20 protein-coding genes are annotated in these 24,069 nt (G+C 74.0%); 10 read left to right on the top strand and 10 right to left on the bottom strand.

Annotated elements, in window-relative coordinates; all coding sequences use genetic code 11:
* Positions 1-54: 54 nt before the first annotated feature.
* Positions 55-528, top strand: coding sequence for a hypothetical protein (locus tag ACSHXC_RS32350; RefSeq protein ID WP_438296949.1), 474 nt, complete (start codon positions 55-57; stop codon positions 526-528).
* A 72-nt stretch (positions 529-600) separates the two neighbouring features.
* On the opposite strand, the gene ACSHXC_RS32345 is transcribed toward ACSHXC_RS32350, so the two are convergent.
* The 4 genes from ACSHXC_RS32345 to ACSHXC_RS32330 all read right to left on the bottom strand — a co-directional run bounded on the left by ACSHXC_RS32345 (position 601) and on the right by ACSHXC_RS32330 (position 8,797).
* Positions 601-5,208: a hypothetical protein gene (locus ACSHXC_RS32345; protein WP_438294912.1), complete on the bottom strand. Its 4,608-nt coding sequence runs from the start codon at positions 5,206-5,208 to the stop codon at positions 601-603.
* A 39-nt stretch (positions 5,209-5,247) separates the two neighbouring features.
* The gene (locus tag ACSHXC_RS32340; RefSeq protein ID WP_438294911.1) at positions 5,248-6,195 is read right to left on the bottom strand and encodes a hypothetical protein; all 948 of its coding nucleotides are present in this window, start codon (positions 6,193-6,195) and stop codon (positions 5,248-5,250) included.
* Positions 6,196-6,472: 277 nt separating this feature from the next.
* Positions 6,473-7,999, bottom strand: coding sequence for a hypothetical protein (locus tag ACSHXC_RS32335; protein WP_438294910.1), 1,527 nt, complete (start codon positions 7,997-7,999; stop codon positions 6,473-6,475).
* Positions 8,000-8,089: 90 nt separating this feature from the next.
* Complete coding sequence (locus ACSHXC_RS32330; protein ID WP_438294909.1) at positions 8,090-8,797, bottom strand: GntR family transcriptional regulator; 708 nt, start codon at positions 8,795-8,797, stop codon at positions 8,090-8,092.
* A 298-nt stretch (positions 8,798-9,095) separates the two neighbouring features.
* On the opposite strand from ACSHXC_RS32330, the gene ACSHXC_RS32325 reads away from it, so the two are divergent.
* The 5 genes from ACSHXC_RS32325 (at position 9,096) to ACSHXC_RS32305 (ending at position 13,522) form a co-directional block, all read left to right on the top strand.
* A complete protein-coding gene (locus ACSHXC_RS32325) occupies positions 9,096-10,385 on the top strand; it encodes an MFS transporter (protein ID WP_438294908.1) in 1,290 nt (429 codons plus the stop codon).
* Between the two features lie 5 nt (positions 10,386-10,390).
* Positions 10,391-11,170, top strand: coding sequence for a putative hydro-lyase (locus ACSHXC_RS32320; RefSeq protein ID WP_438296948.1), 780 nt, complete (start codon positions 10,391-10,393; stop codon positions 11,168-11,170).
* An 86-nt stretch (positions 11,171-11,256) separates the two neighbouring features.
* Positions 11,257-12,030: a LamB/YcsF family protein gene (locus ACSHXC_RS32315; RefSeq protein ID WP_438294907.1), complete on the top strand. Its 774-nt coding sequence runs from the start codon at positions 11,257-11,259 to the stop codon at positions 12,028-12,030.
* A complete protein-coding gene (pxpB, locus tag ACSHXC_RS32310) occupies positions 12,027-12,656 on the top strand; it encodes a 5-oxoprolinase subunit PxpB (RefSeq protein ID WP_438294906.1) in 630 nt (209 codons plus the stop codon). The genes ACSHXC_RS32315 and pxpB overlap by 4 nt, the downstream gene beginning before the upstream one ends.
* On the top strand, positions 12,653-13,522 hold the full coding sequence (locus tag ACSHXC_RS32305) for a biotin-dependent carboxyltransferase family protein (RefSeq protein ID WP_438294905.1): 870 nt from the start codon (positions 12,653-12,655) through the stop codon (positions 13,520-13,522). Before pxpB ends, ACSHXC_RS32305 begins: the two co-directional genes overlap by 4 nt.
* On the opposite strand, the gene ACSHXC_RS32300 is transcribed toward ACSHXC_RS32305, so the two are convergent.
* The 5 genes from ACSHXC_RS32300 to ACSHXC_RS32280 all read right to left on the bottom strand — a co-directional run bounded on the left by ACSHXC_RS32300 (position 13,471) and on the right by ACSHXC_RS32280 (position 18,858).
* Positions 13,471-14,328: an SGNH/GDSL hydrolase family protein gene (locus tag ACSHXC_RS32300; RefSeq protein ID WP_438296946.1), complete on the bottom strand. Its 858-nt coding sequence runs from the start codon at positions 14,326-14,328 to the stop codon at positions 13,471-13,473. The genes ACSHXC_RS32305 and ACSHXC_RS32300 overlap by 52 nt on opposite strands.
* A 38-nt stretch (positions 14,329-14,366) precedes the next feature.
* Positions 14,367-15,536, bottom strand: coding sequence for a glycosyltransferase (locus ACSHXC_RS32295; protein ID WP_438294904.1), 1,170 nt, complete (start codon positions 15,534-15,536; stop codon positions 14,367-14,369).
* Positions 15,533-16,648 (bottom strand): glycosyltransferase family 4 protein, encoded by a 1,116-nt coding sequence (locus tag ACSHXC_RS32290; RefSeq protein ID WP_438294903.1) that lies wholly within the window; start codon positions 16,646-16,648, stop codon positions 15,533-15,535. Before ACSHXC_RS32290 ends, ACSHXC_RS32295 begins: the two co-directional genes overlap by 4 nt.
* Positions 16,649-16,779: 131 nt before the next feature.
* Positions 16,780-18,198, bottom strand: coding sequence for a HEAT repeat domain-containing protein (locus ACSHXC_RS32285; RefSeq protein WP_438294902.1), 1,419 nt, complete (start codon positions 18,196-18,198; stop codon positions 16,780-16,782).
* Positions 18,199-18,465: 267 nt separating this feature from the next.
* Positions 18,466-18,858: an ankyrin repeat domain-containing protein gene (locus ACSHXC_RS32280; protein ID WP_189962287.1), complete on the bottom strand. Its 393-nt coding sequence runs from the start codon at positions 18,856-18,858 to the stop codon at positions 18,466-18,468.
* 296 nt (positions 18,859-19,154) lie between these two features.
* Between ACSHXC_RS32280 and ACSHXC_RS32275 the strand changes: the two genes are divergently transcribed.
* Together ACSHXC_RS32275 and ACSHXC_RS32270 are read left to right on the top strand one after the other, a co-directional pair.
* The gene (locus ACSHXC_RS32275) at positions 19,155-19,349 is read left to right on the top strand and encodes a hypothetical protein (RefSeq protein WP_189962286.1); all 195 of its coding nucleotides are present in this window, start codon (positions 19,155-19,157) and stop codon (positions 19,347-19,349) included.
* Positions 19,350-19,422: 73 nt separating this feature from the next.
* The gene (locus ACSHXC_RS32270; RefSeq protein ID WP_438294901.1) at positions 19,423-20,955 is read left to right on the top strand and encodes a hypothetical protein; all 1,533 of its coding nucleotides are present in this window, start codon (positions 19,423-19,425) and stop codon (positions 20,953-20,955) included.
* 7 nt (positions 20,956-20,962) lie between these two features.
* On the opposite strand, the gene ACSHXC_RS32265 is transcribed toward ACSHXC_RS32270, so the two are convergent.
* Entirely contained in the window at positions 20,963-22,465 is a 1,503-nt protein-coding gene (locus tag ACSHXC_RS32265; protein ID WP_438294900.1) for a PLP-dependent aminotransferase family protein, read from the bottom strand.
* Between the two features lie 112 nt (positions 22,466-22,577).
* On the opposite strand from ACSHXC_RS32265, the gene ACSHXC_RS32260 reads away from it, so the two are divergent.
* Together ACSHXC_RS32260 and ACSHXC_RS32255 are read left to right on the top strand one after the other, a co-directional pair.
* Positions 22,578-23,273 (top strand): YczE/YyaS/YitT family protein, encoded by a 696-nt coding sequence (locus tag ACSHXC_RS32260; RefSeq protein ID WP_438294899.1) that lies wholly within the window; start codon positions 22,578-22,580, stop codon positions 23,271-23,273.
* Positions 23,270-24,034: a glycerophosphodiester phosphodiesterase gene (locus tag ACSHXC_RS32255; RefSeq protein ID WP_438294898.1), complete on the top strand. Its 765-nt coding sequence runs from the start codon at positions 23,270-23,272 to the stop codon at positions 24,032-24,034. The genes ACSHXC_RS32260 and ACSHXC_RS32255 overlap by 4 nt, the downstream gene beginning before the upstream one ends.
* Positions 24,035-24,069: the final 35 nt, after the last annotated feature.

Here is a 24,069-nt window from a genome sequence, read left to right as displayed (position 1 = left end):
GGGCAAATCCCGGGAATCTTCGGGGAGTTCCGTTCGTCTGTCTGTGCGGGAGGTCTGTTACGGGATGTCCGGTGCGGGGGGTGCCTGCGGGGCATCGGGGGTCCGCGGGTGGGGAGGAATGAGGGCATGAGCGTTGAGCAGCAGCCGTTGTGGGTCGAGGAACCTGCCGTGCGACCGCGGCTGCCCGACCCGGTCCGCATCGCGGCGGTGCGCGCGGTCATCATCGTCGCGGCGACCCTGATACAGGCGATGGTCGCCTTCCTGTGCGCGCTGGCCGGTTCGTGGCTCGCTTTCCCGATGGTGCTGAGCAGCATCGGGAGCACGGTGCTCGCCACCTGGGGGGTGCTCGACGTCTGGGTCACCCGCCAGGTGTGGAACCAGCGCAACGGCGTGGTCTCGATGCCCAGCAGTACGGCGCGCAAGCTGCGCAAGGAGCGCCGCCGCGCCCGGCGGGCCGCCCGCACGGCCGAGCGGGCGGCCCGAATACGGTCCGCGGACGGCTCGGGACAGCGGCTGTCCCGAGCCTGAGCCGCCCGGCCGCCACCGACTGCCGCTGCCACCGGGCCGTGCCGCGCCGCGTTGGACGCCTCAACTCCCTTGTCAGGCTGGCTTCTTGAACATGCGCGTCGCGGTGATCTCGCCGTGCACGGTCTCGCCCGCGGTGTCCTGCTGGGGCAGGCCGGGCCGCAGGTGCTCCTCGACGCTGATGTACTTCAGACCCGCCCTGAGGTCCGCGTCGTTGCGCAGCCGGATCACCAGGGGGAACTCTGCGAGCGCGGTCGTGTCGAACAGGCCGGTCGTGTAGAGGAGCTGGACGCCGAGCGCGTCGGACACGGCCCGCTGGAGCTCCAGGAGGTACGTCGCGTTGGCGCGGCCGATCGGGTTGTCGAGGAAGAGCGTCCCGGCGTGCCGGTGCTTGTCCCGCCCGCGGTCGTTGCTGCGCAGCGCCGCCATCGTGCAGTACAGGGCGATGGCGGCGGTGAGCAGCTGGCCGCCGGAGAACACGTCGCCCATCTGCCCGACGGGCACGCGCTCGGCGCGCAGCACCGCGTCCGGCTTGAGGATCTCCACGGAGATGCCGCGCGGCTCAAGGGCCGCCTGCACTCCGCGCAGCAGCAGGGACATGCCGTCCCTGCGCAGGTCGGAGTTCTTCTTGACGGCGGCACGGGTGGCGTCGTCGATGACCTCGCCGAGCCGTTCGGTGAGGGTGGCCTGGTCGGGCTCGTCGAAGCGGATCCGCAGGAACTCCTGCCCGGACCATTCGCCGAGGCCTTCGGGGAGCTGGGAGAGGCGCTGGGCGGAGCGGAGCGTGGTGAGCGCGGACTCCACGAGACCGCGCAGCCGGTCGACGATGGAGTCGCGGTTTCGCTCCAGCTGCTCCAGCTCGTCGGTCAGGACGCGCAGCCTGGGTTCGAAGGCGGCGGCCCAGGCGGCGGCGTGCTCGGGCAGGGAGGCGGCGGGCAGTTCGCGGATCTGCTGGCGGGCCGGGGTGCGGACCTGCTCGTAGCGGGTGGCGTTGGCGTGCCGCACCAGGATGTCGGACGCCTCGCGGACCGCCGAGTCGGCGGCCGAGAGGTCGCCGGAGCAGCCGCGCAGCGAGCGGCGTGTCTCGGCGGCGGACTGCCGGGCCTCCTCCAGGCTGCCCGGGTACGGCTCGGGGGCACTGTCCTCGTCCGGGCCCTGGCTGTTGTCCCGCAGCAGGTCGCGCAGCAGCGCGGCCGTCTCGTCGAAGCCGCCTGCCGCGTCCTCGGCGGCCCGGTGGGCGGTGAGCAGTTCGGCGTGGGCCGCGCGGGAGGTGTCCAACTCGTCGGTCCGCGCGGCGAGTTCGGTGGTCGCGGTACGCAGCAGGGCCTGGGCCTGCTCGGCGTCGGCGGGCACCTGGTCCTCGGGGAGCTCGGTGTGCGTCTCGCCGTCGGAGGGTGCCAGGCGTTCGGCCTCGCCGCGCAGCCGGCCGAGCTGCTCGCTCGCCGTGGACGCCCGGGTCTCCAGCATCTGTACGAGCGACTCGGCGCGGGCGGCAGCCGCCTGACGGGAGGGCCCGTCGGCGCCGTCGGTGCCTTCGAGGAGGGTGGCGGCGCGGGTGCGCACCTTGTTGGTGAGGCGGTCGAGCTCGGCGAGGGCGGCGCTTTCGTCGCTCTCGGCGCGGGCCTGCTCGGCACGCAGGTCGGCGCCGACGCCGACCTTCTCGTACAGCTGGGACGCGGCGCGGTAGGCCTCGCGCAGGGCGGGCAGCGCGGCGCGCGGGGCGTTCGAGTCGGGCTCCGGCAGGGTTTCGGGGGCGCCCGCGATCTCGGCGCGCTCGGCGCGCAGCGCGCGGGAGGTGCGGTGGGCGTCGTCGGCGGCGCGCTGGGCGGCACGGCGGTCCTCGTCGGCGGCCTTGGCGCGCTCCAGGAACGTCTGGGCGCGGGCCTCCGACTCGGCCGCGTCGTCGGCGAGTTCGCGGAGCTTGACCTGCCAGCCGGCCCGCTCGCGCAGCCGGTAGGCGAGCCCGGCGAGCGCGTCGGCCGCGCGCCGGGCGCGCTGGGCTGCCTCTTGGCGTTCGTCGCGTACCTGCGCGGTGTCGGCGGCCGCCTCGTCCGCCTCGGCCCGTACGGTGCGGGCCTCGGTCAGTTCCTGTGCTGCCTCCTTGGCGGCCTCGCGGGCGCCGTGGGCGGCGGTGGCGAGCTCGGCGAGCATGCCGGGCGGGCAGTCGGCGCGCCAGGATCCGATGCGGGCGGCGAGCGAGCGGTCCCCGGTGAGCCGGGCGGCCAGCGTACGGATCTCCTCGTCGCGGGCGGTGGCGCGGGCGCGCAGCGTCTGGCGCTCCTCGTCGGCGGCGCCCTCGTCGTGCATGGCCGGGTTCGGCGGCACGAGGAAGATGCCGCTGTCGCCGCCCGAGTCCGCGGTCGGAACGGGTGCGAGCAGTGCGGCAGTTGTGCCCACGGCCACCGCGGAGCGCGGCAGCAGGGCGGCGCCGGCGAGCGCCTCGCGGGCCCGGGCGTGCGAGGCGGGGTCGGTGATCACCACGCCGTCGACGAGCTCGGGGCGGGCGGCGAGCACGGCGGCGTGGTCGGCGGGGGCCACGGCCTGGGCGAGGTAGCGCCAGCCGGGCAGCGCGGGAATGCCGTGCTCGCCGAGGTACTCGACGGTGGCGAGCACGTCGGGGCTGGGCGGAAGCAGCCCACCGTCGCCGAGGGCGCCGAGGATGCGCGAGTCGTCGGCGGCGGCCGTGCGCAGCTCGAAGAGCTGGCGTTCGGCGGAGGCGATGTTCTGGTCGAGGAGGGCGCGCAGGTCATCCGCGCTGCGGTCCAACTCCTCGGCGCTGAGCGGGCTCTGGGCGTCTTCGCCGTCGTGCCTGCGGGGCTCGGGCACGCCGCCGGTGGCTCCGGGCAGGCTGAGCAGTTCGGCCAGGCGTTCTTCGGCGGCGAGCGATTCGGCGGCCCGGCGCTCGGCGTCGTAGGCGTTCTCGGCGGCGCGGGCGGCGTCCTCGGCGCGGGCCGCGGCCAGTTCGGCGCGGGCCTCGACGGAGGCGGCCTCGCGGGCCCGGTCGGCGGCGGCGCGGGCGGCTTCGCGGGCCGCGTCCCAGCCGGCCACCGCGGTCTTCTCCGCGTCGCTGGCGGCGAGCGCGGCACGGGCCGGGTCGGCGTCCGGCGCGCTGTCGTCGAGCCATCCGGCGCGTACGGCCTCGGCGGTCTCCTGCTCGACCTCCGCCAGGCGCTGGCGCAGGTGCCCGGCCTCGCTGCGGGCGCGCTGGGCCTCGGTCGCGGCGGCGGTGGCATCGCGGTGGGCGGCCTCGCCCGCTTCCTGGAGGCCGGCGGAGCGCTCTTCCTCCTCGGCCGCGACGCGCTCGCCGTCCTCGGCGGCCGCGTGCAGGGCCCGTACGAGATCGGCGGCGGCCTTGGCGCGGGCGGCGAGGGCGGGGGCCGCGTCCCGTTCGGCCTCCTGGATGGCGGCGGCGACGCGGGCCGAGCGGTCGGCGGCGGCGCGGTGGCGCAGGACCGCCTCGGCGGCCTGCCAGGCGGAGTGCAGGGTGCGGGCATCGGCCAGCTCGCGGCGCTGCGCGGCGGCCGCCTTCTCTGCGACGGCGAGCGCCAACGAGGCGTGCCGGTAGGCGAGTTCGGCGGCAATCAGGGAGCTGCGGCCGCGCGCCTGCTCGGCGAGGGTGACATGGTGGGCGGCGGCGGTGACCTGCTGGGCGAGGTCGGTGGCACGGCCGCGCTCGGCGGCGGCGCGGGCGGAGAGCCGGCGGGCGAGGGTGCGGGTGCGGCGCTCGGCCCCGGCATGGATGTCACGGGCCCGGGCGCGCGTCTCGGCGGCTTCGACGATCCGGTTCAGGAGGTCCACCGAGCCCGCGGTGAAGTCGCGTTCGGCGGTGAGCTCGGCGCGGCGGCCGAGCTTGTTGCCGAAGCCGCTGACCAGGTCGGCGAGTCCGTCGGTGTCGCGGGTGTCGGTGACGGCGCGAAGGAGCAGGTCGGTGAAGTCGGAGTCCTTCTTGACCGCGAACAGGCCCGCGGCCTCACCCTCGTCGGCGTTCATCTCCCGCTGGTAGCGGAAGAGTTCGGGGTCAAGACCCAGGTCGCCGAGGTGTTCGTTCCAGCGGTCGTGGATCTCCTCCCAGTACACCTCCAGGTGCGGGTACGCCTTGGTCGCCTCGGTGATGGCGTCACGGAAGCCCTTCATGGTGCGGCGGCGGCCCTGGGCGCCCGAGGCGCCTTCCACGGACGGCCGCATCGCGCTGGACTCGGCGACCGGCAGTGAGTCCAGGCTGAGCCCGGGGCCCGGCCGGAACGAGTACCAGGCCTCGGCGAACTTCCGCGGGTCGTTGGAGACCTGGCGGCCGCGCCATTCGCTGACCTTGCCGACCACGACGAGCTCGCCGGTGAGGGTGTGCTGCCACTCCAGGGCGACGTGCCCGCAGTCGTCGGCGAGCAGGAACTTGCGCAGCACGCCGGAGCTCGCGCCGCCCAGGGTGTTGCGGTGGCCGGGCAGCATCACCGAGAAGATCAGCTTGAGCAGTACGGACTTGCCTCCGCCGTTCTCCAGGAAGAGCACGCCCGCGGGCGCCGGGCGGCGCGGCGGGCCGACCGGCTCGTCCTCGAAGAACTCGGCCTGCGCGGGGGCCGGGTTGGGCACGGGTGCGCCGACTCCTCGCAGGTCAAGCACGGTGTCGGCGTAGCGCGCACCGGCAGGCCCGATGGAGTAGAGGCGGACCCGGGACAACTCGTACATGTCGGCGGACTCTCGTGGTGGTGGGGGTGGGAGGCGAGGTCAGGAGTGGAACGGAAGCCCGGCGTCGGCCACCAGGTCCAGGTCGTCGGCGTCGGTCGGCGGGAGCAGGGTGGCGCCGCCGTCGGTGACCGCGACCACGCCGAGTTCGATCAGCTCGGACAGGGCGGCGCTGCCCGCCATGTCGCGGACCTGCAACTGGTAGCGGGCGGTGGTGCGGTAGGCGCCGCCCGCGTCGTCGCCGGTGCGCTGGAGGAAGCCGGATTCGGTGAGGAAGGCGACGGCCTTGGCGACGATGCCGGTGGTCGAACCGGCGAGCCGGCGCGCGTCCTTGGTGGCGCCGGTGGAACTGCGCCGCGCGTAGATCCGCCAGGCGGCCTCCAGGCCCGGGGCGCCGCTTTCGGGGTCGGTGTTCTCGCCCATCTCCTCGGCCCGCTCCTCCAGGCGGCGGCAGGCCTGCCGCACGAAGGCGTCGACGCCGTTGACCGTGATCCGGCCGATGTAGCCGTCGTCGGCGAGGTCCTCGGGCCGGGGGAACGCCATCGCGGCGACGGCCAGATGGGCCAGGCCGTGCAGGAAGCGGTCGGCGGAGTCGGGGGCGGCGGCCCGGCGCGCGTAGTCGCCCATGCGGACGGCGAAGACCGAGTCCTCGGCGGCCGTCACGGCCATGCCGGCGCGGGGCGACACCTCCAGGACGACCAGGCCGAGGCCGGCTGCGACGGCGTCCGCGAGGCGGGCGAACGCGGGGTCCTCCCGGTACCTGCGCAGCAGCTCGCCGTACTCGGCGTCCCTGGCCGGGAGCAGCTTGGGCTGCAGGCCGAAGGCGACAAGCCGCGCGGCGTCGGCGGCGTCGGCGGGGGTGACCCTGGGCTCGCCGCCGGTGCCGGGTGCGGCGGGGGTGGCCCGCGGCTCGCCGCCCGTGCCGGGTGCGGCGGGCGCCGGGGCCTCGGCGTCGTCGCCGAACGCGGGCTCGGGGTGGTGGTCGGTCACGGGTGTGTCTCCTTGGTGCGTACGTCTGGTGCGGGGTGCTGGTCGCCTGCGGCGGGCTTGCTCCCCACTCCGCCCCTTCCCGCTGTGACACTCTGCGGCTCAGCCGCGTGGCCTCCGGGGTTGAGTGGAAGAGGAAGGGTGTTCTTTCCGGGGGCTCCGCCCCCAGACCCCCGCGGGGGCTGCGCCCCTCGACCCCGCCGCGGGTTCAAATCCAGCCCCTCCGGCGTTTGAGGAGCGGGGTCTGGGGCGGAGCCCCAGGACCACCGGCCGGTACCGCTCACGCCGCCTCCGTCCGGCCCGCCGCCATCCCCACCGCGTCCAGCAGCGCCGTCCCCACGATCAGGTCCGCCCCGCCGAACTCCGGGTCGTCCAGCTGCGTGCCGTCGTCCACCGCGAACAGCAGCCGCTCCTCGCCCTGGCGGTATGCCGTGCCCACCGGGGGGCTCGCGGCGTGGACCGCCAGCAGGGCGACCAGGTACGGCAGTTCGGGGTCGAGGCGGCGGGCCTCGGCCAGCAGGCCGGAGAGCCGGCGCGGGGCGTCGTGCTCCAGGTCGAGCAGTTCCATGGCGGCGGCGAGCTGCTCCTCGCTGAACCGGCTGTCGTCGGGGGTGGCGATGAGGTCCGGCTCGGGCATCTCCGCGCCGAGGTGCTCGCGCTCCACGGGGGGCGTGAGCAGTATGTCCACAAGGTCGCCGACCCGTACGGACACCGGGGTGCGCAGGCCGGTCCCGCGCGCGAAGAAGGCGTCGGTGACCCGGATCGCGTCCGCCACCGGGAGCGGCAGCAGCGGGGCGACCAGCTGGCCGTACAGGTCGAGGCCGGCGCGCGCGGCCGGGCGGGCGAAGGCCTGGCGGTCCTGTTCGGCACGGAACAGCGGGCCCGCCTCCAGGAGGCGGGACTGGAGCTGGGTGTGGCGGCGGATGCAGTCCTTGACGATGTCGACGAGCTCGGCGGCGCGGCGCTTGTGCTCGGGGTCCTCCGCCTCGTCGCGGGCCTTGCGGATGTTGGTGAGGATCGCGTTTTCGTGCCGGTAGCGGTCGGCGACGTGGTCGAGGGCCTCGGCGATCATGTCCGGCACCGCGTTGAGCCAGTCGACCGCGCGCACGTTGCGCCGCGTGGCCTCCAGGGTGCGCCGCAGCGTCTCGGCGTACTGGACCGTGCGGTAGCGGGCCTGTTCGGCGGCGAGCTGGGCGTCGGCCAGGCGGCCACGGCTGATCAGGACCTCCAGCTTGACCTCGGCCGCGATCTGGGCGCTGGTGACGTCGGTGTCGAGGGCGCCCACCAGGACGTTGACGGCCTCGTCGGTGGTGCGCAGGTACACGGCGCCGCCGTAGCCGGGGACCTCTTCGAGGAGCTTGAAGTCGTAGTCCCGGCGGACGTACACCCCGTCCGGGTCGAACGTGCCGTACACCGCGCGGAAGCCCCGGTCCACGCTGCCCACGTTGATCAGGTTCTCCAGGACCCAGCGGGCCACCCGCTCGTGCTCGGCGGCGGGCCGGGCCGGTGCCTGGGCGGCGACGCGCGGGACGAGCCGGGCCACGATCTGCTCGTGGTCGGCGCCCGTGTCGAAGTCCATGTTCAGCGTGACGAGGTCGATGGAGGCGAGGGCCACCTCGGCCATCGCGTACACCGAGTACTCGCCCGCGAGGTTGGCCTTGCGCACGTCGAGGTCGTGCAGCGGCGCGGTGCACGCCAGCGCGCGCAGCCGCCGCGCGAGCCCCTCGTCGGCGGCCGGGCCCGGTGCGGGGCGCGCCGCCGCGCTGAGCTGGGGCGGAACGGGTTCCGTCGAGGCAGGCGAAGTCACGGTGGACAGATTAGGTCCTCGCACTGACAACGGTCGAAACGGCGCAGATCAGCCCGCCTCTGAGGGCCTCTCACAGCGGTTGCGCAGCAGCTACGCGGGGGCGTCCGCGACCAGTTTCCCGTACGCCTCGACGAGCTGGGCGCGCGAGTCGTCGAGGTAGTCGGCGAGCAGCCGCTCGGCCGGCGCCCGCTCCCCCGCGCGCAGCGCTTCGAGGATCTCCCGGTTGCGTACGAGGTAGGGCTGGTGGAGGCGGCGCGGGTCGTCCACCACGTGGAAGGCCAGGCGGAGTTCGGCGAGCACGCCGCGCATCAGCTCGTCGGTGCGGGCGCTGCCCGCGAGGCCCACGAGTTCGCGGTGGAAGTGGATGTTGGCGGTGGAGACGCCCTGCCAGTCGCCCTGCTCGGCCGCGCGTTCGCCGCCCGAGACGGCGTCGTCGAGCCCGTCGAGGCGGTAGGGCGGCTCGCCGAGCCCCTGGACGACGGCGCATTCGACGAGGCGCCGGGTGCGGTAGATGTCGGCGACGTCCTCGACGGCGAGCACCCGGACGAAGACCCCGCGGTTGAGTTCGTGGACCAGGAGCCGTTCGTGGGTGAGCAGCCGGAAGGCCTCGCGCAGGGTGTTGCGCGAGACTCCGAGGGCCTTGCCGATGGCGTCCTCCGCGAGGCGCTCCCCCGGAGGGAAGAAGCCTGCCGCGATCCGGCTGCGCAGGATGTCCGCGACCCGCTCCGCCGTGCTGGTGCGGCCGAGCAGCGCGCGGTCCTCGGCAAGCCCGCCGGGTCCGGAGTCCGTTGTCGCCACAGCGCCCTCTCTCCCCGCCGGCCGCTCCCGCCGACGCGTGCGCCCATCGTAGAAGCATCGTGAGGGCGTGAGCGCATGAGGATGCAGGAACATCTCGGCATGAGTCTTGTCGGATCGTTCAACAATCCCCTACGTTGAGGAAACCGCACACCGACACCGCACGACCGGCACCGCACACCGGTACCGCGTTCCAGGGCGGCCGCACCCCGGACGCGCGCCCGAGGAACCTCAGGAACCGGACCCACTCCGGCCCCGCACAGTCTCGGCAGCCCTCTCGTCCCCTCCTGCGAGGTGCACATTGAGCACGACCAAGGCACAGCCGCAGCACGGTCAACACCCACACGACAACGGCCCGTTCGGATGGCTGCGCACGCTCGGCCCCGCCGGCCGCCGCGCCTTCTCAGGCGCCTTCGGGGGCTACGCCCTCGACTCGTACGACTTCTTCACGCTCCCGCTCACCATGGTCGCGATCTCGGCGTACTTCGGGCTCGACACCGGCCAGACGGGGCTGCTCACGACCGTGACGCTGGTGGTGTCCGCCGTCGGCGGCGCGTTCGCCGGGGTGGTCGCGGACCGGATCGGCCGGGTCAGGGCACTGATGATCACCGTCGGCACCTACGCGGTCTTCACGGTGCTCTGCGGATTCGCGCCCAACTACGAGACGCTGCTGGTGTTCCGCGCCCTCCAGGGGCTCGGCTTCGGCGGCGAGTGGGCGGTCGGCGCGATCCTGGTCGCCGAGTACGCCTCGGCCGAGCACCGCGGGCGGACCCTGGGGGCGGTGCAGAGCGCGTGGGCGGCCGGCTGGGCGCTCGCCGTCGTCGTGTACACGCTGGTGTTCCGGTACGTGGACGCGGACACCGCCTGGCGCGTGGTGTTCTGGACCGGCGCGCTCCCGGCCCTGCTGCTCGTCTACGTACGCCGCAACGTCAGCGACGCGCCCCAGGCCACCGAGCAGCGCCTCGCCACGGCCCGCACCACGAGCGGCGGCCCCACCTTCGCCGCCATCTTCCGGGGCCCGCTGCTGCGCACGACCCTCTTCGCGGTGCTGCTCTCGGCCGGTGTCCAGGGCGGCTACTACACGCTCGCCACCTGGGTGCCCACCTTCCTCAAGAGCGACCGGCACCTCACGGTCGTCGGCACCGGCGGCTATCTGGCCTTCCTGATCTCCGGCGCCTTCATCGGCTATCTGACCGGCGGATACCTCACCGACCGGCTCGGCCGGAAGAAGAACATCGCCCTGTTCGCGGTTCTGTCGGCCGTGTGCATCCTCGCCTACACACACCTTCCGTCCGGGGCCAACACCCTCCTCCTGGTGCTCGGCTTCCCGCTCGGCTTCTGCATGTCGGCGATCTTCAGCGGCTTCGGCTCGTTCCTCAGCGAGCTGTATCCGACCGCCGTGCGCGGCACCGGCCAGGGCTTCACGTACAACACCGGCCGGGCCGTGGGCGCGTTCTTCCCCACCCTGGTCGGCTATCTCGCCGGCAGCTGGGGCGTCGGCGGCGCCCTGGTGTTCGGCGCGGTCGGCTACGCCATCGCCGTACTGGCCCTGCTCGGACTGCCCGAGACGCGAGGACAGGAGCTGACGTGAACGCCATGGAGCCCTTGACGTCCCCGGGCGAGGCCCGCGCCCTGTTCCGTTCGGGCACGGACGTGCCGACCGCGGGCTGGGCGCCCGGACACACCCAGGCGAACCTGATCTCCGTACCGGCCGACTGGGCCGAGGACGTACGGCGGTTCTGCGAGCGCAATCCGCAGCCCTGCCCGCTCCTCGACGTCACGGAGCCCGGCTCCTTCAGGACGCGGCTCGCCCTCCATGCCGACTTGCGCTCGGAAGTTCCCCGCTACCGCGTGTGGGAGGACGGCGAGCTCGTCGCCGAGCCCGCCGACGCCGCCGCCTTCTGGCGGGACGACCTGGTGACGTTCCTCATCGGGTGCAGCTTCACGTTTGAATCCCAACTGGCCGCGGAGGGCGTGCCGTTGCGCCACATCGAGCAGGGCCGCAACGTCTCGATGTACGTGACGAACCGGCCCTGTCGGCCCGCGGGGCGGCTCAGCGGCCCGCTGGTGGTGTCGATGCGGCCGATCCCGTCCCACCTGGTGGGCACGGCCTGCCGGGTGACACGGGCGATGCCCGCGGTCCACGGCGCGCCCGTGCACTCGGGCGATCCGGCGGCGCTCGGCATCGCGGACCTGTCCCGGCCCGACTTCGGGGACCCGGTGGACGCCATGCCGGGCGACGTGCCGGTGTTCTGGGCCTGCGGGGTCACCCCGCAGGCGGCGGTGATGGCGTCCCGCCCGCCGTTCGCGCTCACCCACGCGCCGGGCCGGATGTTCGTCACCGACATCCGCGACGACCGGTACCGGACGCCCTGACCCGCACTGGCCGAGCGCCCCCGCCCCGCCCGGGGCAGACTGCACCACAGGACCACGCACCCTCGTGAACAGGAGATCCCGCGCCCATGACCCGGTCCGCGACGACGTCGATCGACCTCAATGCCGACCTCGGCGAGGGCTTCGGCCACTGGCGGCTGACCGACGACGAACAGCTTCTGTCCGTCGTCACCAGTGCCAATGTGGCCTGCGGCTTCCACGCGGGCGACCCGGCCATCATGCGGCGGGTGTGCGCCCAGGCGGCGGAGCGCGGCGTACGCATCGGCGCCCAGGTCTCCTACCGCGACCTGGCGGGCTTCGGCCGCCGCTCCATGGACGTTCCGCCTCATGAGCTGGCGGCCGAAGTCGCTTACCAGATCGGCGCGTTGGAGGTCTTCGCGCGCGCCGCGGGCAGCCGGGTCTCGTACGTCAAGCCGCACGGCGCGCTCTACAACCGCGTCGTGCGCGACGAGGAACAGGCGGCCGCCGTCGTCGAAGGAGTACTCCTGGCGGGCGGGGCGCTCCCCGTCCTCGGGCTGCCCGGTTCGCGGCTGCTCGCGGCGGCCGAGCGGGCCGGGCTCGGCGTCGTCACCGAGGCGTTCGCGGACCGCGCCTACACCGCGCACGCCACCCTGGTGCCGCGCGGGCGGGACGGCGCGGTCGTCAGCGACCCGGACGCCGTGGTCGCGCGAGCGGTCGCGATGGCCCTGGACGGCACGGTCGTGGCCGAGTCCGGCGAGCCGGTGCCGGTCGGCGCCGGCTCGCTGTGCCTGCACGGCGACACGCCGGGCGCGGTGGACCTGGCCCGCCGGGTGCGGGCGGCGCTCGAGTCGGCGGGCGTCCGGGTGGCGGCGTTCTCATGAGCACCCTGCGCCCCCTGCCGGTCGGGGAGCACGCTCTCCTTGTCGAGCTGGAGAACGGCGAGGCGGCCGGCGCGCTGCACGCCGAGCTGCTGCGCCGCCGCGCCGCCGGAACGCTCCCTGCGGTACGGGAGATCGTGCCCGCGGCCCGCACGGTACTGCTCGACGGCATCACCGATCCCCAGGCGCTGGCCACCCAGTTGACGACGTGGCGCATCCCTCCTTTGGAGGCGGGCGCCCAGGAGACGGTGGAGATCTCCGTGCACTACGACGGCCCCGATCTCGCGGACGTCGCGGCCCTGTGGCAGGTCTCGGAACAGGAGGCGGTACACATCCACTCCTCGGCCGAGTTCCGGGTCGCCTTCTGCGGGTTCGCGCCCGGCTTCGCCTACCTCACCGGGCTCGGCGAGCGGTACGCCGTGCCGCGCCGGGACACCCCGCGTACCTCGGTCCCGGCGGGCTCGGTGGCCCTCGCGGGTCCGTACACCGGTGTCTATCCGCGCCCCTCCCCCGGCGGCTGGCAGCTGATCGGCAGTACGGACGCCGCCCTGTGGGACCCGCACCGCGAGCCCGCCGCACTGCTCACCCCGGGCACCCGGGTCCGCTTCGTGCCCCGGGCGGCGCGATGACCGACCGGGCCCTGTCCGTCGTACGGGCCGGAGCGCTGACCTCCGTACAGGACGAGGGGAGGCACGGCCACGCACACCTCGGGGTGCCGCGTTCGGGCGCGCTCGATCTGCCCGCGAGCCGTCTTGCCAACCGCCTGGTCGGCAATGCCATGGGGGCGGCCGTCCTCGAAACGACCCTCAACGGGTGTGCGGTACGCCCTCGTTGTGCGGTCACCGTGGCGGTGACCGGCGCGCCCTGCGCGGTCACGCTGGACGGCCGGCCGGTGGCGTGGGGCGCGCCGGTGCGGGTGCCGCCGGGGGCCGTGGTCGAGGTGGGCGCGGCGACGCACGGGGTGCGTTCCTACCTGGCGTTCGCCGGCGGCATCACCGTCGAGCCGGTGCTCGGCAGCCGCTCCACCGACCTCCTGTCGGGCCTCGGCCCGGCCCTGCTCAGGGACGGCGCCGTGCTGCCGCTGGGCCGCCCGGGAAGCACATACCCGCACGTGGACGAGGCGCCCGCGCCGGGCGTGCCGCAGGAACTGGTGCTGCGCATGCGCCCGGGGCCGCGCGCGGACTGGTTCACGGCGGACGCCACGGCCGTTCTCGCCGCCGGACGCTACCGGGTGTCCTCGGCGAGCAATCGCATCGGGCTGCGTACCGAGGGGCCCGCGCTGCGGCGCGCCGTGGAGGGTGAACTCCCCAGCGAGGGAATGGTGTTGGGCGCGGTGCAGGTGCCGCCGGACGGACGGCCGGTGGTCTTCCTCGCCGACCATCCGACGACCGGCGGCTACCCGGTGATCGGCGTCGTCCCCGAACCCGACCTGGCGGCCGCCGCTCAGGCCACCCCCGGTACGCCGCTGAGGTTCGCACCGGCGGGCCGGCCCTGACCCGGCGAAACGGCCGCCAGGGCGGCCGTCAGGGCTCCGGCGGCATGCAGATCGAGCCGCGCCGTGTGGCGCAGTTCCTCGCCGGCCAGGCGGAGCAGCTGGGGCAGCAGGTCGGTGGAGCGGCGGGCCAGCCAGGCGGTGCCCGAGGTGGCCAGCCAGAAGAGCGAGGCGGCGGCACTCGGCGGCGGCTGTTCCGGTTCGACCGGGGGTGGTGCGCCCGGTGCCAGGCCGCGCTCGGCGAGCAGCGTGTGGCAGCGGGCCGCGATCAGCCGGTGCCCGCGCTCGCCGGGATGCAGCCGGTCCGCGCTCCACAGGGCGCGGTCCTCGACCCAGGCCGGCTCGGCGAGGTGCAGATGGACCGCTCCGTACCGCGCGGACAGGGCGTGCACCACGGTGTTGACGGCCCGCTGTCTCCTGGCGAGCGGGCGGGCGAGCGGCCCCGGCAGCCCCAGCATGGCGCCCGGGTCGGGCAGACAGGCGGTGAGCAGCACCGCTCCCTGCCCGGTAAGGCTGCCGTACACCGCGTCGAGGCGTACCGCGACGCGGTGAATGTCGAAGGAGCGGCGCAGTGTGTCGTTGACGCCGACGACGACCGAGGCGAGGTGGGGCGCGAACTCCCCTGCCATCGGCGCCTGTTGCTCCAGCACGTCCAGGGTGAGCGCTCCGCTGGCGGCGAAATTGCGGAACTCCCAGCCCGGCTGGTGACCGGCGAGCAGCGCCGCCCAGCCGCGCCAGCCGCCGCACACCGGATCTCCGACGCCTTCGGTGAGCGAGTCGCCGAGTGCCGCGAACCGGAGCCCCCGCAGGGGCAGTTCGACGGCCGCACCGGCGAAGGCCATGGCGGTCACACGATCACCTCCGGTGTCGCCAGGACGGCGCCGGACCGCACCGCCACCGGCGCGTCGTGCGCGGCGAGAAAGGCCACCACCGAGGCGTCCCAGCCGAACAGTTCGGCCCGCGCCCGCGCGTCCGCCCGGCGTCGCCGCTCGGGCCTGGCCAGCAACTCCCGCACAGCAGCGGCGAATTCCTCACCCGTGCTCCCGGCCGCGAGCCCCGCGTCGCCGATGACCTCGGGCAGTGCGGACGACGCGCTGCACACGACCGGGGTTCCGCAGGCCAGCGCTTCGAGGGCCGAGAGTCCGAACGTTTCCGCCGGGCCCGGCGCCAGGCAGATGTCAGCCGCGGCCTGAAGGTCGGCCAGCGTCTCGCGGTCGGCGACGTGCCCGAGGAACTCGACCGGCAGCCGTTCGGCGGCCGCCCGGCGCTCCAGGCTTCCCGCCAGCGGGCCGTCCCCCGCGACCACAAGCGCCGCCCGCACGCCCGTGCGCCGCAGCGCCGCGAGCGCGTCCAGGGCGAGACCCGGCCGCTTCTCGACGGAGAGCCGTGAGCACATCAGGAGCAGCACCCGGGCGCCGCGCGCGTGCCGGGCCCGCAGCACCGTCGAGCGCCGCCCGGGCCTGCACTGCGCGAGATCGACACCGAGTGGGGCCCGCACCACATTGCGCGCGCCGATCCGTACGAACTCGCGCTCGGCCCATTCCGTGGTGCACACGATCCGCGAAAACGCCCAGCCCGTACGCCTGTTGAGCCGGTCGGCGGCGCCGCCGGCCACGGCTTCGGGCAGGCCCCAGGTGCGCAGGACCCCGTCGGCCGTCTCGTGCGAGACCATCACCGAGGGGACCCGGGCGCGGCGCGCCCACTCGCCGGTCCAGCGCAGGGTGGTGCGGTCGGACACCTCGATGCGGTCGGGCGCGAGGTCGTCGAGGACCCGGCGGACCCGGCGCCGGTCGGCGAGCACCCGGTAGCCGCCGGTGCCCGGCAGCACGACGCCCGGCAGGGTGATCACCCGCCCCTGCTCGGTGAGTTCGTCCCGTGCCCGACCGCCCGGCACGACGAGCACGGGTTCGTGCCCGGCCGCCAGATAGCCCCGGCCGAGCTCGCGCAGCGCGGTGCGAAGGCCGCCGGAGGCGGGGGTGACGAAGTTGGCGAGCCGCACGATCCTGAGGCCGCTCATGCCGCCACCGCCGCGCGTGCGCCGAGCACCTCGGCATAGTGGTCCAGGAGCAGATCGCCGACGGCGGCCCAGGTGCGGCCGCGCACGGCGGCCCGCCCGGCCTGCCCGTAGGCGCCTCGCAGCCCCGGCTCCGCGAGCTTCAGGACGGCGTCGCGGACGGCTCCGGCATCCCTCGGCGGCACCAGGAGGCCCGTACGTCCGTGGCGTACGAGATCGAGCGGGCCGCCCGCCGCGGGCGCGATCACCGGCACTCCGCTCGCCATGGCCTCCTGCACGGTCTGGCAGAACGTCTCGTGGGGCCCGGTGTGTGCGAAGACGTCCAACGAGGCGTGGATCCGGGCGAGTTCGTCCCCTGTGCGGCGGCCGAGGAAGACCGCGCCGGGCAGGGCGGCGCGCAGGGCCGGCGCGCTCGGCCCGTCCCCGGTGACGACGACGCGTACGCCGTCCAGGGCGCAGACGTCCGCGAGGAGTTCCACCTGCTTCTCGGGGGCGAGGCGGCCGACGTAGCCGACGATCAGTTCGCCGTGCGGGGCGAGTTCGCGGCGCAGGGCGGCGTCGCGCCTTTCCGGCCGGAAGCGGTCGGTGTCGACGCCGCGGGGCCAGAGCCGCACCCGGCGCACCCCGTGCTCCTCCAGGTCGCGCAGGGCCGAGGTGGACGGTGCGAGGGTGCGGTCGGCGGCCGAGTGCACGGCGCGCAGGCGCCGCCAGGCAGTGCCTTCGCCGGTGCCCATGTAAGTGCGGGCGTACCCGGCCAGATCGGTCTGGTAGACGGCGACGGCGGGAACGTTCAGGCGGGCCGCGGCGGCCATGCCGCGTACGCCGAGGACGAAGGGGCTCGCCAGGTGGACGAGGTCGGCCCGGTGGGCCGCGATCGCGGCGGCGACCCGGCGGCTGGGCAGCGCGAGGCGGACCTCCGGATAGCCGGGCAGCGGAAGCGAGGGCACCCGTATGACGGGGCACGGCACGTCAGAGCCCTCCCCCGTGGCCGTGGCCGGGGCTATGACGAGCGGTTGGTGACCGCGTGCGGCGAGATGCCGGGCGGTCTGCAGGGCGCAGTGGGCCACGCCGTTGACGTCGGGCGGGAAGGATTCGGTGACGATGACGACACGCATACCCGTGTTGTCGCCGCGCCGGAAGTGGCCCGGCCGACTTGGATCTTTCCGCCCGGGGAACGTCCCATGAGCGTTGTCTCACCCGGAGGCCGGGGCGTGGATCGCACGGACCTGCCTCCGGTTGCCGTGGGTCACACGGCGGTGGGGTCCGGGCCGAGCCGGTCGTGGATGGCGCTCTGCACCTCGGCCTCCTCGGCCGGGTCGGCGGCGAGCCTGCGCAGCCGCTCCGCGACACGGGCGTCGACGAGCTCGGCGTACTGGGCGGCCACTTCTCTGGTGGTCTCCTCGCAGTCCCACAGGCATTCGACGGCGAAGCCGGTGGCGAACGTCGGATCGGTGGCGGCGAGCGCGCGGGCGGTGCGGCCGCGCAATTGGGAGGAGGCGGTCTCGCGGTAGACGTGCCGCAGAACGGGCGCGGCGCAGCAGATGCCGAGCCGTCCCGCCCCGTCGACGAGTGCCCGCAGGAGCGGCGCGTCGGGGCCTTCGGAACGTACGGTCTCGCGGAGGGCGCCGAGCACCAGCTTCTCGTCGCCGGCCTCGCCGCGTGACGCGAGCACGCTGGCGGCGGAGGCACCGAGTTCGTCGGGGCGCTGGACCCAGCCGCGGGCCCGGTCGACGGCCTCGGGGCCGCACATCCGCTCGAAGGCGTGGACGGCGGCTTCGGCAGCGATACGAGAGCCCGCCGAGACGGCGGGCTCGATCAGGTCGAGCACGCGGGCGTCGCGCGACTCGGCGAGATAGTGCAGGGCGGCGCCGCGGGCTCCGTCGGTGCCTGAGCGGGCCGCCTCGATGATGGCGTCCCGGTCCTCGGGCCCGGCGACGGCGCCGAGGCACCTGGCCGCGGGAAGGTGCAGGACCGCGCCGCGTTCCAGGCCTTCGTCGGCCCAGTCGAAGACGGCCTGGACGCTCCATCCGGGGCGGGGTCCGGACGGCCGCATCTGGCGCTGCCAGCGGTCGAAGGAACCGGTCTCCTGGGCGGCCCGCACCCGGGCGCCCACGCTCTCGCGCGGATCCTCGGCCCACAGCCGCCAGGGGCGCGGCTCGTAGGCGTCACGCACGGTGGCGGCGAGCTCCGCGTCGCCCTCCGCGGTGGCGGGGAAGCGGCCGAGCACGGACGTGGCGAGGCCGCGCAGGCCCGCGTCGTCGTCGCGCAGCGCGAGCTCGTCCAGGGCCCAGGCCCAGTTGGAGCCGGCCGCGGCGTAGCGGCGGAGCAGCGCGAGCGCGTCGTTCCTGCCGTACGAGGCGAGGTGACCGAGAACGGCGAGGGCGAGCCCGGTCCTGGAGTCCTCGGTGTCGAGGATGTCCTCGGCGCCGAAGAGGTGGCGCTCGATCTGGTCGAGCCCGCCGTCGAGATCCAGGAAGAGGCGCGCGTAGTACAGCGAGCGGTTCTCGACCTGCCAGTCGTGGCGGGGGTCGCTCAGTACGCAGTGGTTGAGGGCCGCCAGGGCCTCGTCGCGCGGGGCGGCCAGCGCGTGCAGGGTGCCGTCGCCGCGGCCCCGCTGCAGCAGACCGAGCAGCGTGCCGCTCGGCGCTATGACTGGATCGAACATGGAAATAGCCTCACATCAAGCTGTCGACGCAACCGGGGATTCGTGCCTTGCCCTAGGCCGCGCAGCAACATGAGGGGTCGCCCGCCGTCTTCTGCTTGGTGTAGACCATCTTCCTGCCTTTCGTCGCGGTCCCCGATGTAGGGACCCTGCCCCCGATGTAGGGGTTCGACGTCATGATGACCCAGCCATTTCGCCATCGCGACCACATTTACGGCGCCCCTCTCAGCGGGCTCTTCGGTGGATCCCCCGTAAACGCTCGGTGGACGCTCAGTTGGCCCCGAACAGGGCGAGCAGGTCCGTCTTGCCGAACATCCTGGCGGTGTCGACCGCGGAGGGCGTCCCGGCGGAAGGATCGGCTCCGCCGGCCAGGAGGGCCTTGATCACGGCGTCCTCGCCCTTGAAGACGGCGCCGGCGAGCGGGGTCTGGCCGCGGTCGTTGGCGCGGTCGGCCTCGGCACCGCGGGCCAGCAGGGCGGCCACGGCCTCGGCGTGCCCGTGGTAGGCGGCCAGCATCACGAGGGAGTCGCCGCGGTCGTTGGTGAGGTTTGCGGGCACCCCGGCGTCGACGTACGCGGCGAGCGCCTCGGCGTCACCCTGACGGGCCAGCTCGAAGATCTTGGCGGCCAGCTCGACCACCTCGGGATCGAGTTCCTCGCTCATCGAAAACTCCTTAGGGGCAACGGAACAAACCCGCACGGCGACAGAGCCGTACGAGTGAATCGACAGGGTACTGCCCGAGGGGGGACATGACGTGGCCCTACGGCGGCAAAGATCACCGCGAGTGACGGTTTCGCGTCCCTGCGGCCGCACAGTGTGCCGCCCCGGGCCGCTTTTCATATCCGCCACTCCAGTGAAATTGGCAATATTTCACCCGTTTGCACCTTTTATCGCATAGATACTTCCTGTGAGCCTGGAAGAACTCATGGTGACCGTCCCCTCGACCAGGAGATCCCCAAATGATCCTGTCCATCTCAGGCGTGGTGCTGCTCGGAATCATCTGCTTCCTCTTCTTCAAGAAAGACGGACTCAAGGCCTCGCACGCGCTCGTGTGCGCGCTCTTCGGCTTCTACCTCGCGGGCACCGCCATCGCCCCGAGCATCACTGCCGGGGGCGCGAGCCTGGCCAGCATGCTGGGCGGGATCAAGTTCTGATCTCCCGCTGTCCTGCGTACGACGGCAGACAGGGCCGCGGCCACCGCCGCGGACACAACTCCAGGAGAACGATGTGGCCCGGCGACCGCTCCCCCGCATTCTGAGCAGCAGCGCACCCATCGTTCGCAGCCGCGAGATCGCGCGCACGGCCACCGACAGCGCCACCGACGTTCTCCATCCGCTCATCACGATCAGCCGCGGCCTGCGGCTGATCGCCGCCGCCCTGCACGCCAAATGGGCTGCCACCCCCAAGGAACGGCGTGGTCCCGCGCTGTTCCTGACGGCCGCCGTCGTCCTGGTCGTCGCGCTCATCCCGTACGGGCCGCTCCTCGCCCTGATCACGGTGATGGGCGCGGCCGGCTGGAAGGGCCGCGAGAGGCCGGTCGTCAAGACCGGTCCCGACGAGTCCGAACTCGCCCGCCTCCAAGCCCTCTACGAGGCGCTCGTGCCGTACTTCTCCGTCCCGGAGGACCCGGACCCGCTCTTCTTCCACGGGGGCGAGTGGGACACGGCCTTCAGCGAGTTCGCATTCGACGACGACGGCAGGCTCACCCGGCTCCAGGTGCGCTATCCGGCGTACTTCACCGACGGCGAGGCCGACTCGCGCGCCCGTATCGAACAGCTTCTGCACGCCAAGTCGGGACGCGGCCGCGAGTACCACTTCGCCTGGGACGAGGAGGGCAACCAGCTCGTCATGAGCGTGCTCGGCGCGCTGCCCACCACGATCGCGGCCCAGCGCTTCGTGACCTCGCCGGGCGAGACCGTCCTCGGGTTCACCGACGCGGACGCGGTGCAACGGACGGTGCCCGTGACCACGGGCGAGGAGAGCCACGACGCCCCTCCGGTGATCTGGCGGACCGGGCCCCGCTCCGCCGAGCCCCACCTCCTGGCCGTCGGCCGGCCCGGCGCGGGCACCACGACCCTGCTCCGCTCCATCGCGCTCCAGGTCCTCCAGCAGGGCGATCTGCTGATCGTCGAGGGCAGCGGAACCGGGGAGTACGCCTGCCTTACGGGCCGCTCGGGCGTCCTCGCCGTGGAGTGCGGGCTCGCCGGGGCGCTCGCCACCCTGGAATGGGCCTCGCACGAGACGGAGCGCCGGCTGATCGCCGCGAACCGGGCGCGCCAGGCGGGCCACCCGGCGCCCGAGGACACCAAGCGCCCGCTGTGGATCCTGCTCGACCGGCCCAGCGTGCTGGCCGACCTGGCCGCGGCCGACGGCCGGACCGACCCCCAGCACCTGCTCCAGATCCCGCTTCGGCACGGCCGGGCCGCCGGGGTGACGGTCGTGGTCGCCGAACAGTTCGACACCCTGGACGACCTGTCCGAGCCCGTACGCTCCCACACCCGGGCCCGGGTGGTTCTGGGCCCGGCCTCGCTCGGCCAGGTCGAGGCGGTGCTCGGCGTACCCCCGCACACCACCCCCACCCCCGACGTCCCGCCGGGCCGCGGCTACGCCCGCCTGGGCACGGGTCCCGTTCTGCGCCTCCAGGTCCCGGCCACCCCGGACCCGTACGACGACGCGACGACGGAGGCCCATCGCCAGGCGGTCCTGGACCTCCTTCCGGCCCGTGAGGCGGCGGTGGAAGCAGTTCCGACGGAGGGGTAGGCCTCCCTCACGCCACGAACGTCCGGGGCGGCTCCGCACCCCCCGACCCTCCGCCCGTCTCCACGAGACGTGCCGCCGCGGCCAGCCGTACCGCGGCCTCCTCGGCGACCGGGCCGCCCACCGTGAACGGCAGGCGTACGTAGCCCTCGAAGGCTCCGTCCACTCCGAAGCGCGGGCCGGACGGCACCCGCACGCCCACGCGTTCGCCGACCTCCGCGAGGCGGGATCCCGACAGTCCGCCCGTGCGGACCCACAGCGTGAGGCCGCCGCGCGGCACGTGGAACTCCCAGTCGGGAAGTTCGCGGCGCACCGCCGTGACCAGCGCGTCGCGGTTGTCGCGGGCCTGGGTGCGGCGGAGCTCGACCGCCTGCTCCCAACCTCCCGTCGCCATCAGCCAGTTGACGGCGAGCTGCTCCAGGACCGGCGTGCCCAGATCCGCGTACGCGCGGGCGGCGACCAGCGAGCGGATGATGTCGGGGGCGGCCCGCACCCAGCCGATGCGCATGCCCGCCCAGAACGCCTTGCTCGCCGAGCCGACGGTGAGCACCGTGGCCCCGGCCGGGTCGAAGGCGCAGACGGGGCGCGGCATGGCGAGGTCCTCGTCCAGCCACAGCTCGCTCATCGTCTCGTCGACGACGAGCACCGTGCCGGCCGAGCGGGCTGCGTCCACGAGCTCGCGGCGCTGGTCCTCGTCGGCGAGGGCACCCGTGGGGTTGTGGAAGTCGGCGACGACGTAGGCGAGCCGGGGCGCGGCGTCCCGCAGCACCTGGCGCCAGCGCGGCAGGTCCCAGCCGGTGAGCCCCTCGGCCATGGCGATCGGCACGAGCCGCGCGCCCGCCTCGCGCATGAGCTGGAGGATGTTGGCGTACGACGGTGATTCGACGGCGATGCGTTCACCGCGTCCGGCGAACAGATGGCAGATGGCGTCCATCGCGCCCATCGCGCCCGTCGTCACCATGATCTGCTCGGGCATCGTGGGGATGCCGCGCGCGGTGTAGCGGTCGGCGAGCATCTGGCGCAGGGCGGGCAGGCCGGCCGGATAGTCGCCGTGGGTGTGCGCGTACGGCGGAAGCTCTTCGAGCGCGCCCTGTACGCCGCGGGTCAGCCAGGGCTCGGGAGCCGGCAGTGCCGCGCAGCCCAGGTCGATCATCGAGCCGAGCGACTCGGGCGGGAGCGGCTCCAGGCCGCGGCCGGGCAGCGGATGCCCGGCGGGCACGGCGGTCCAGCTGCCCGCGCCGCGCCGGGATTCGAGGAAGCCCTCGCCGCGCAGCGCCTCGTAGGCGGCGGCGACCGTGGTGCGGCTCACCGACAGGGCGACGGCCAGTTCGCGCTCGGCGGGCAGCCGGGCGGCGGCCGGAACACGGCCTTCGAGGACGAGCAGCCGGATCCCGTCGGCCAGCGCCCGGTAGGCGGGCGGCTTGCGCAGTCCCGCGCCGACCGGACGGGGCTGCTGTGCCTGGAGCTGACGGGCGAGCTGGGCAGGCCCGATCGCCGAGGTCCACTGAGCCATGAAGTCAGTCCACCTTCCTCGAATTGGCCATGGGCGGAGTCCATTCCCCCGCCACAGAGTGTCATGAGTCAGTCCACTACCACCACACAGGATCCACCCAGGGGGGACCACCTTGTCCACGCACCTCACGCGGAGGCTGCTGCAGCTCTACATCGGCCTCGCCTTGTACGGCGTCAGCTCGGGGCTGCTCGTGCGCGCCGGGCTCGGTCTCGAACCGTGGGGGGTGCTGCACCAGGGGCTCGCCGAGCACACCGGTCTCTCCATCGGCGTCGTGTCGATCATCGTCGGGGCCGCGGTGCTGCTCCTGTGGATCCCGATCCGGCAGCGGCCGGGGCTCGGCACCGTGTCCAATGTCTTCGCCATCGGCATCTTCATGGACGCCACGCTCGCCGTCGTCCCCGAGGTGCACGGCCTGCTCGCGCAGGTTCCGCTGACGGCCGCCGCGATCGTCTGCAACGGCGTGGCGACCGGCCTCTACATCTCGGCCCGCTTCGGGCCGGGCCCGCGCGACGGCCTGATGACGGGCCTGCACAAGGCGACGGGACGCTCAATTCGACTGGTCCGTACATCACTTGAGGTGGTCGTGGTCGCGACCGGGTTCCTGCTCGGCGGCTCCCTCGGCATCGGCACGGTCCTGTACGCGCTCGCGATCGGGCCGCTCGCCCAGTTCTTCCTCCGCGTCTTCGCGATCCCCGAAGCGGCGCCGCGGGAGGAGACGGAGCGGGCTCCCGAGGTCACGCCCCCGCCACCCGCGCGCAGCACGCCCGTCGCGGAGCCGACGCCCCGGCGCGCGATACTTCCCCGGTGACTCGCGTACGCCACCCCTATCTGGACCATCCGTCGCCGATCCCGTTCGCCCACCGCGGCGGGGCGGCCGACGGCATCGAGAACACCGCGGCCGCCTTCGAGCGGGCCGCCGAGGCCGGCTACCGGTACTTCGAGACCGATGTGCACACCACGGCCGACGGGCGCCTGGTCGCCTTCCACGACGCGACGCTGGACCGGGTCACCGACGCCCGGGGAAAGATCGCGGAGCTGCCCTGGGCCGAGGTCGAGCAGGCCAGGGTGGCCGGGCGCGAGCCGCTGCCGCTGTTCGAGGAGCTCCTCGAAGCCTTCCCCGAGGCCCGCTGGAACGTCGACCTCAAGGCCGAGTCCGCGCTCGTCCCGCTGATCGATCTGATCCGCCGCACCGACGCCTGGGACCGGGTCTGCGTCGGCTCGTTCTCGGAGGCCCGGGTCGCGAGGGCGCACCGGCTCGCGGGCCCGCGCCTGGCCACCTCGTACGGCGTGCGGGGGGTCGCCGCACTGCGGCTTCGCTCGTACGGGATCCCCGTGCCGCTGCGCACCGGCGCCGTCAGCGCCCAGGTTCCCGAGAGCCAGAGCGGCATCCCGGTGGTGGACCGGCGCTTCGTACGGACCGCGCACGCGCTTGGCCTGCAGGTCCACGTGTGGACCATCAACGATCCCGATCGGATGAGGGCTCTCCTGGACCTGGGAGTGGATGGCATCATGACCGATCATCTGGAGACACTGCGCACGGTACTGACCGACCGGGGAGTCTGGCACTGACCTCCCGGCAGCCACCGCTCGCGTACGGGGACGAG

It is taken from the genome of Streptomyces sp. HUAS TT7, from assembly GCF_051550175.1.
GTDB lineage: Bacteria > Actinomycetota > Actinomycetes > Streptomycetales > Streptomycetaceae > Streptomyces.
The sequence above is the reverse complement of the archived record's forward strand: the minus strand, read 5'-3'. Positions and strand labels throughout refer to the sequence as shown.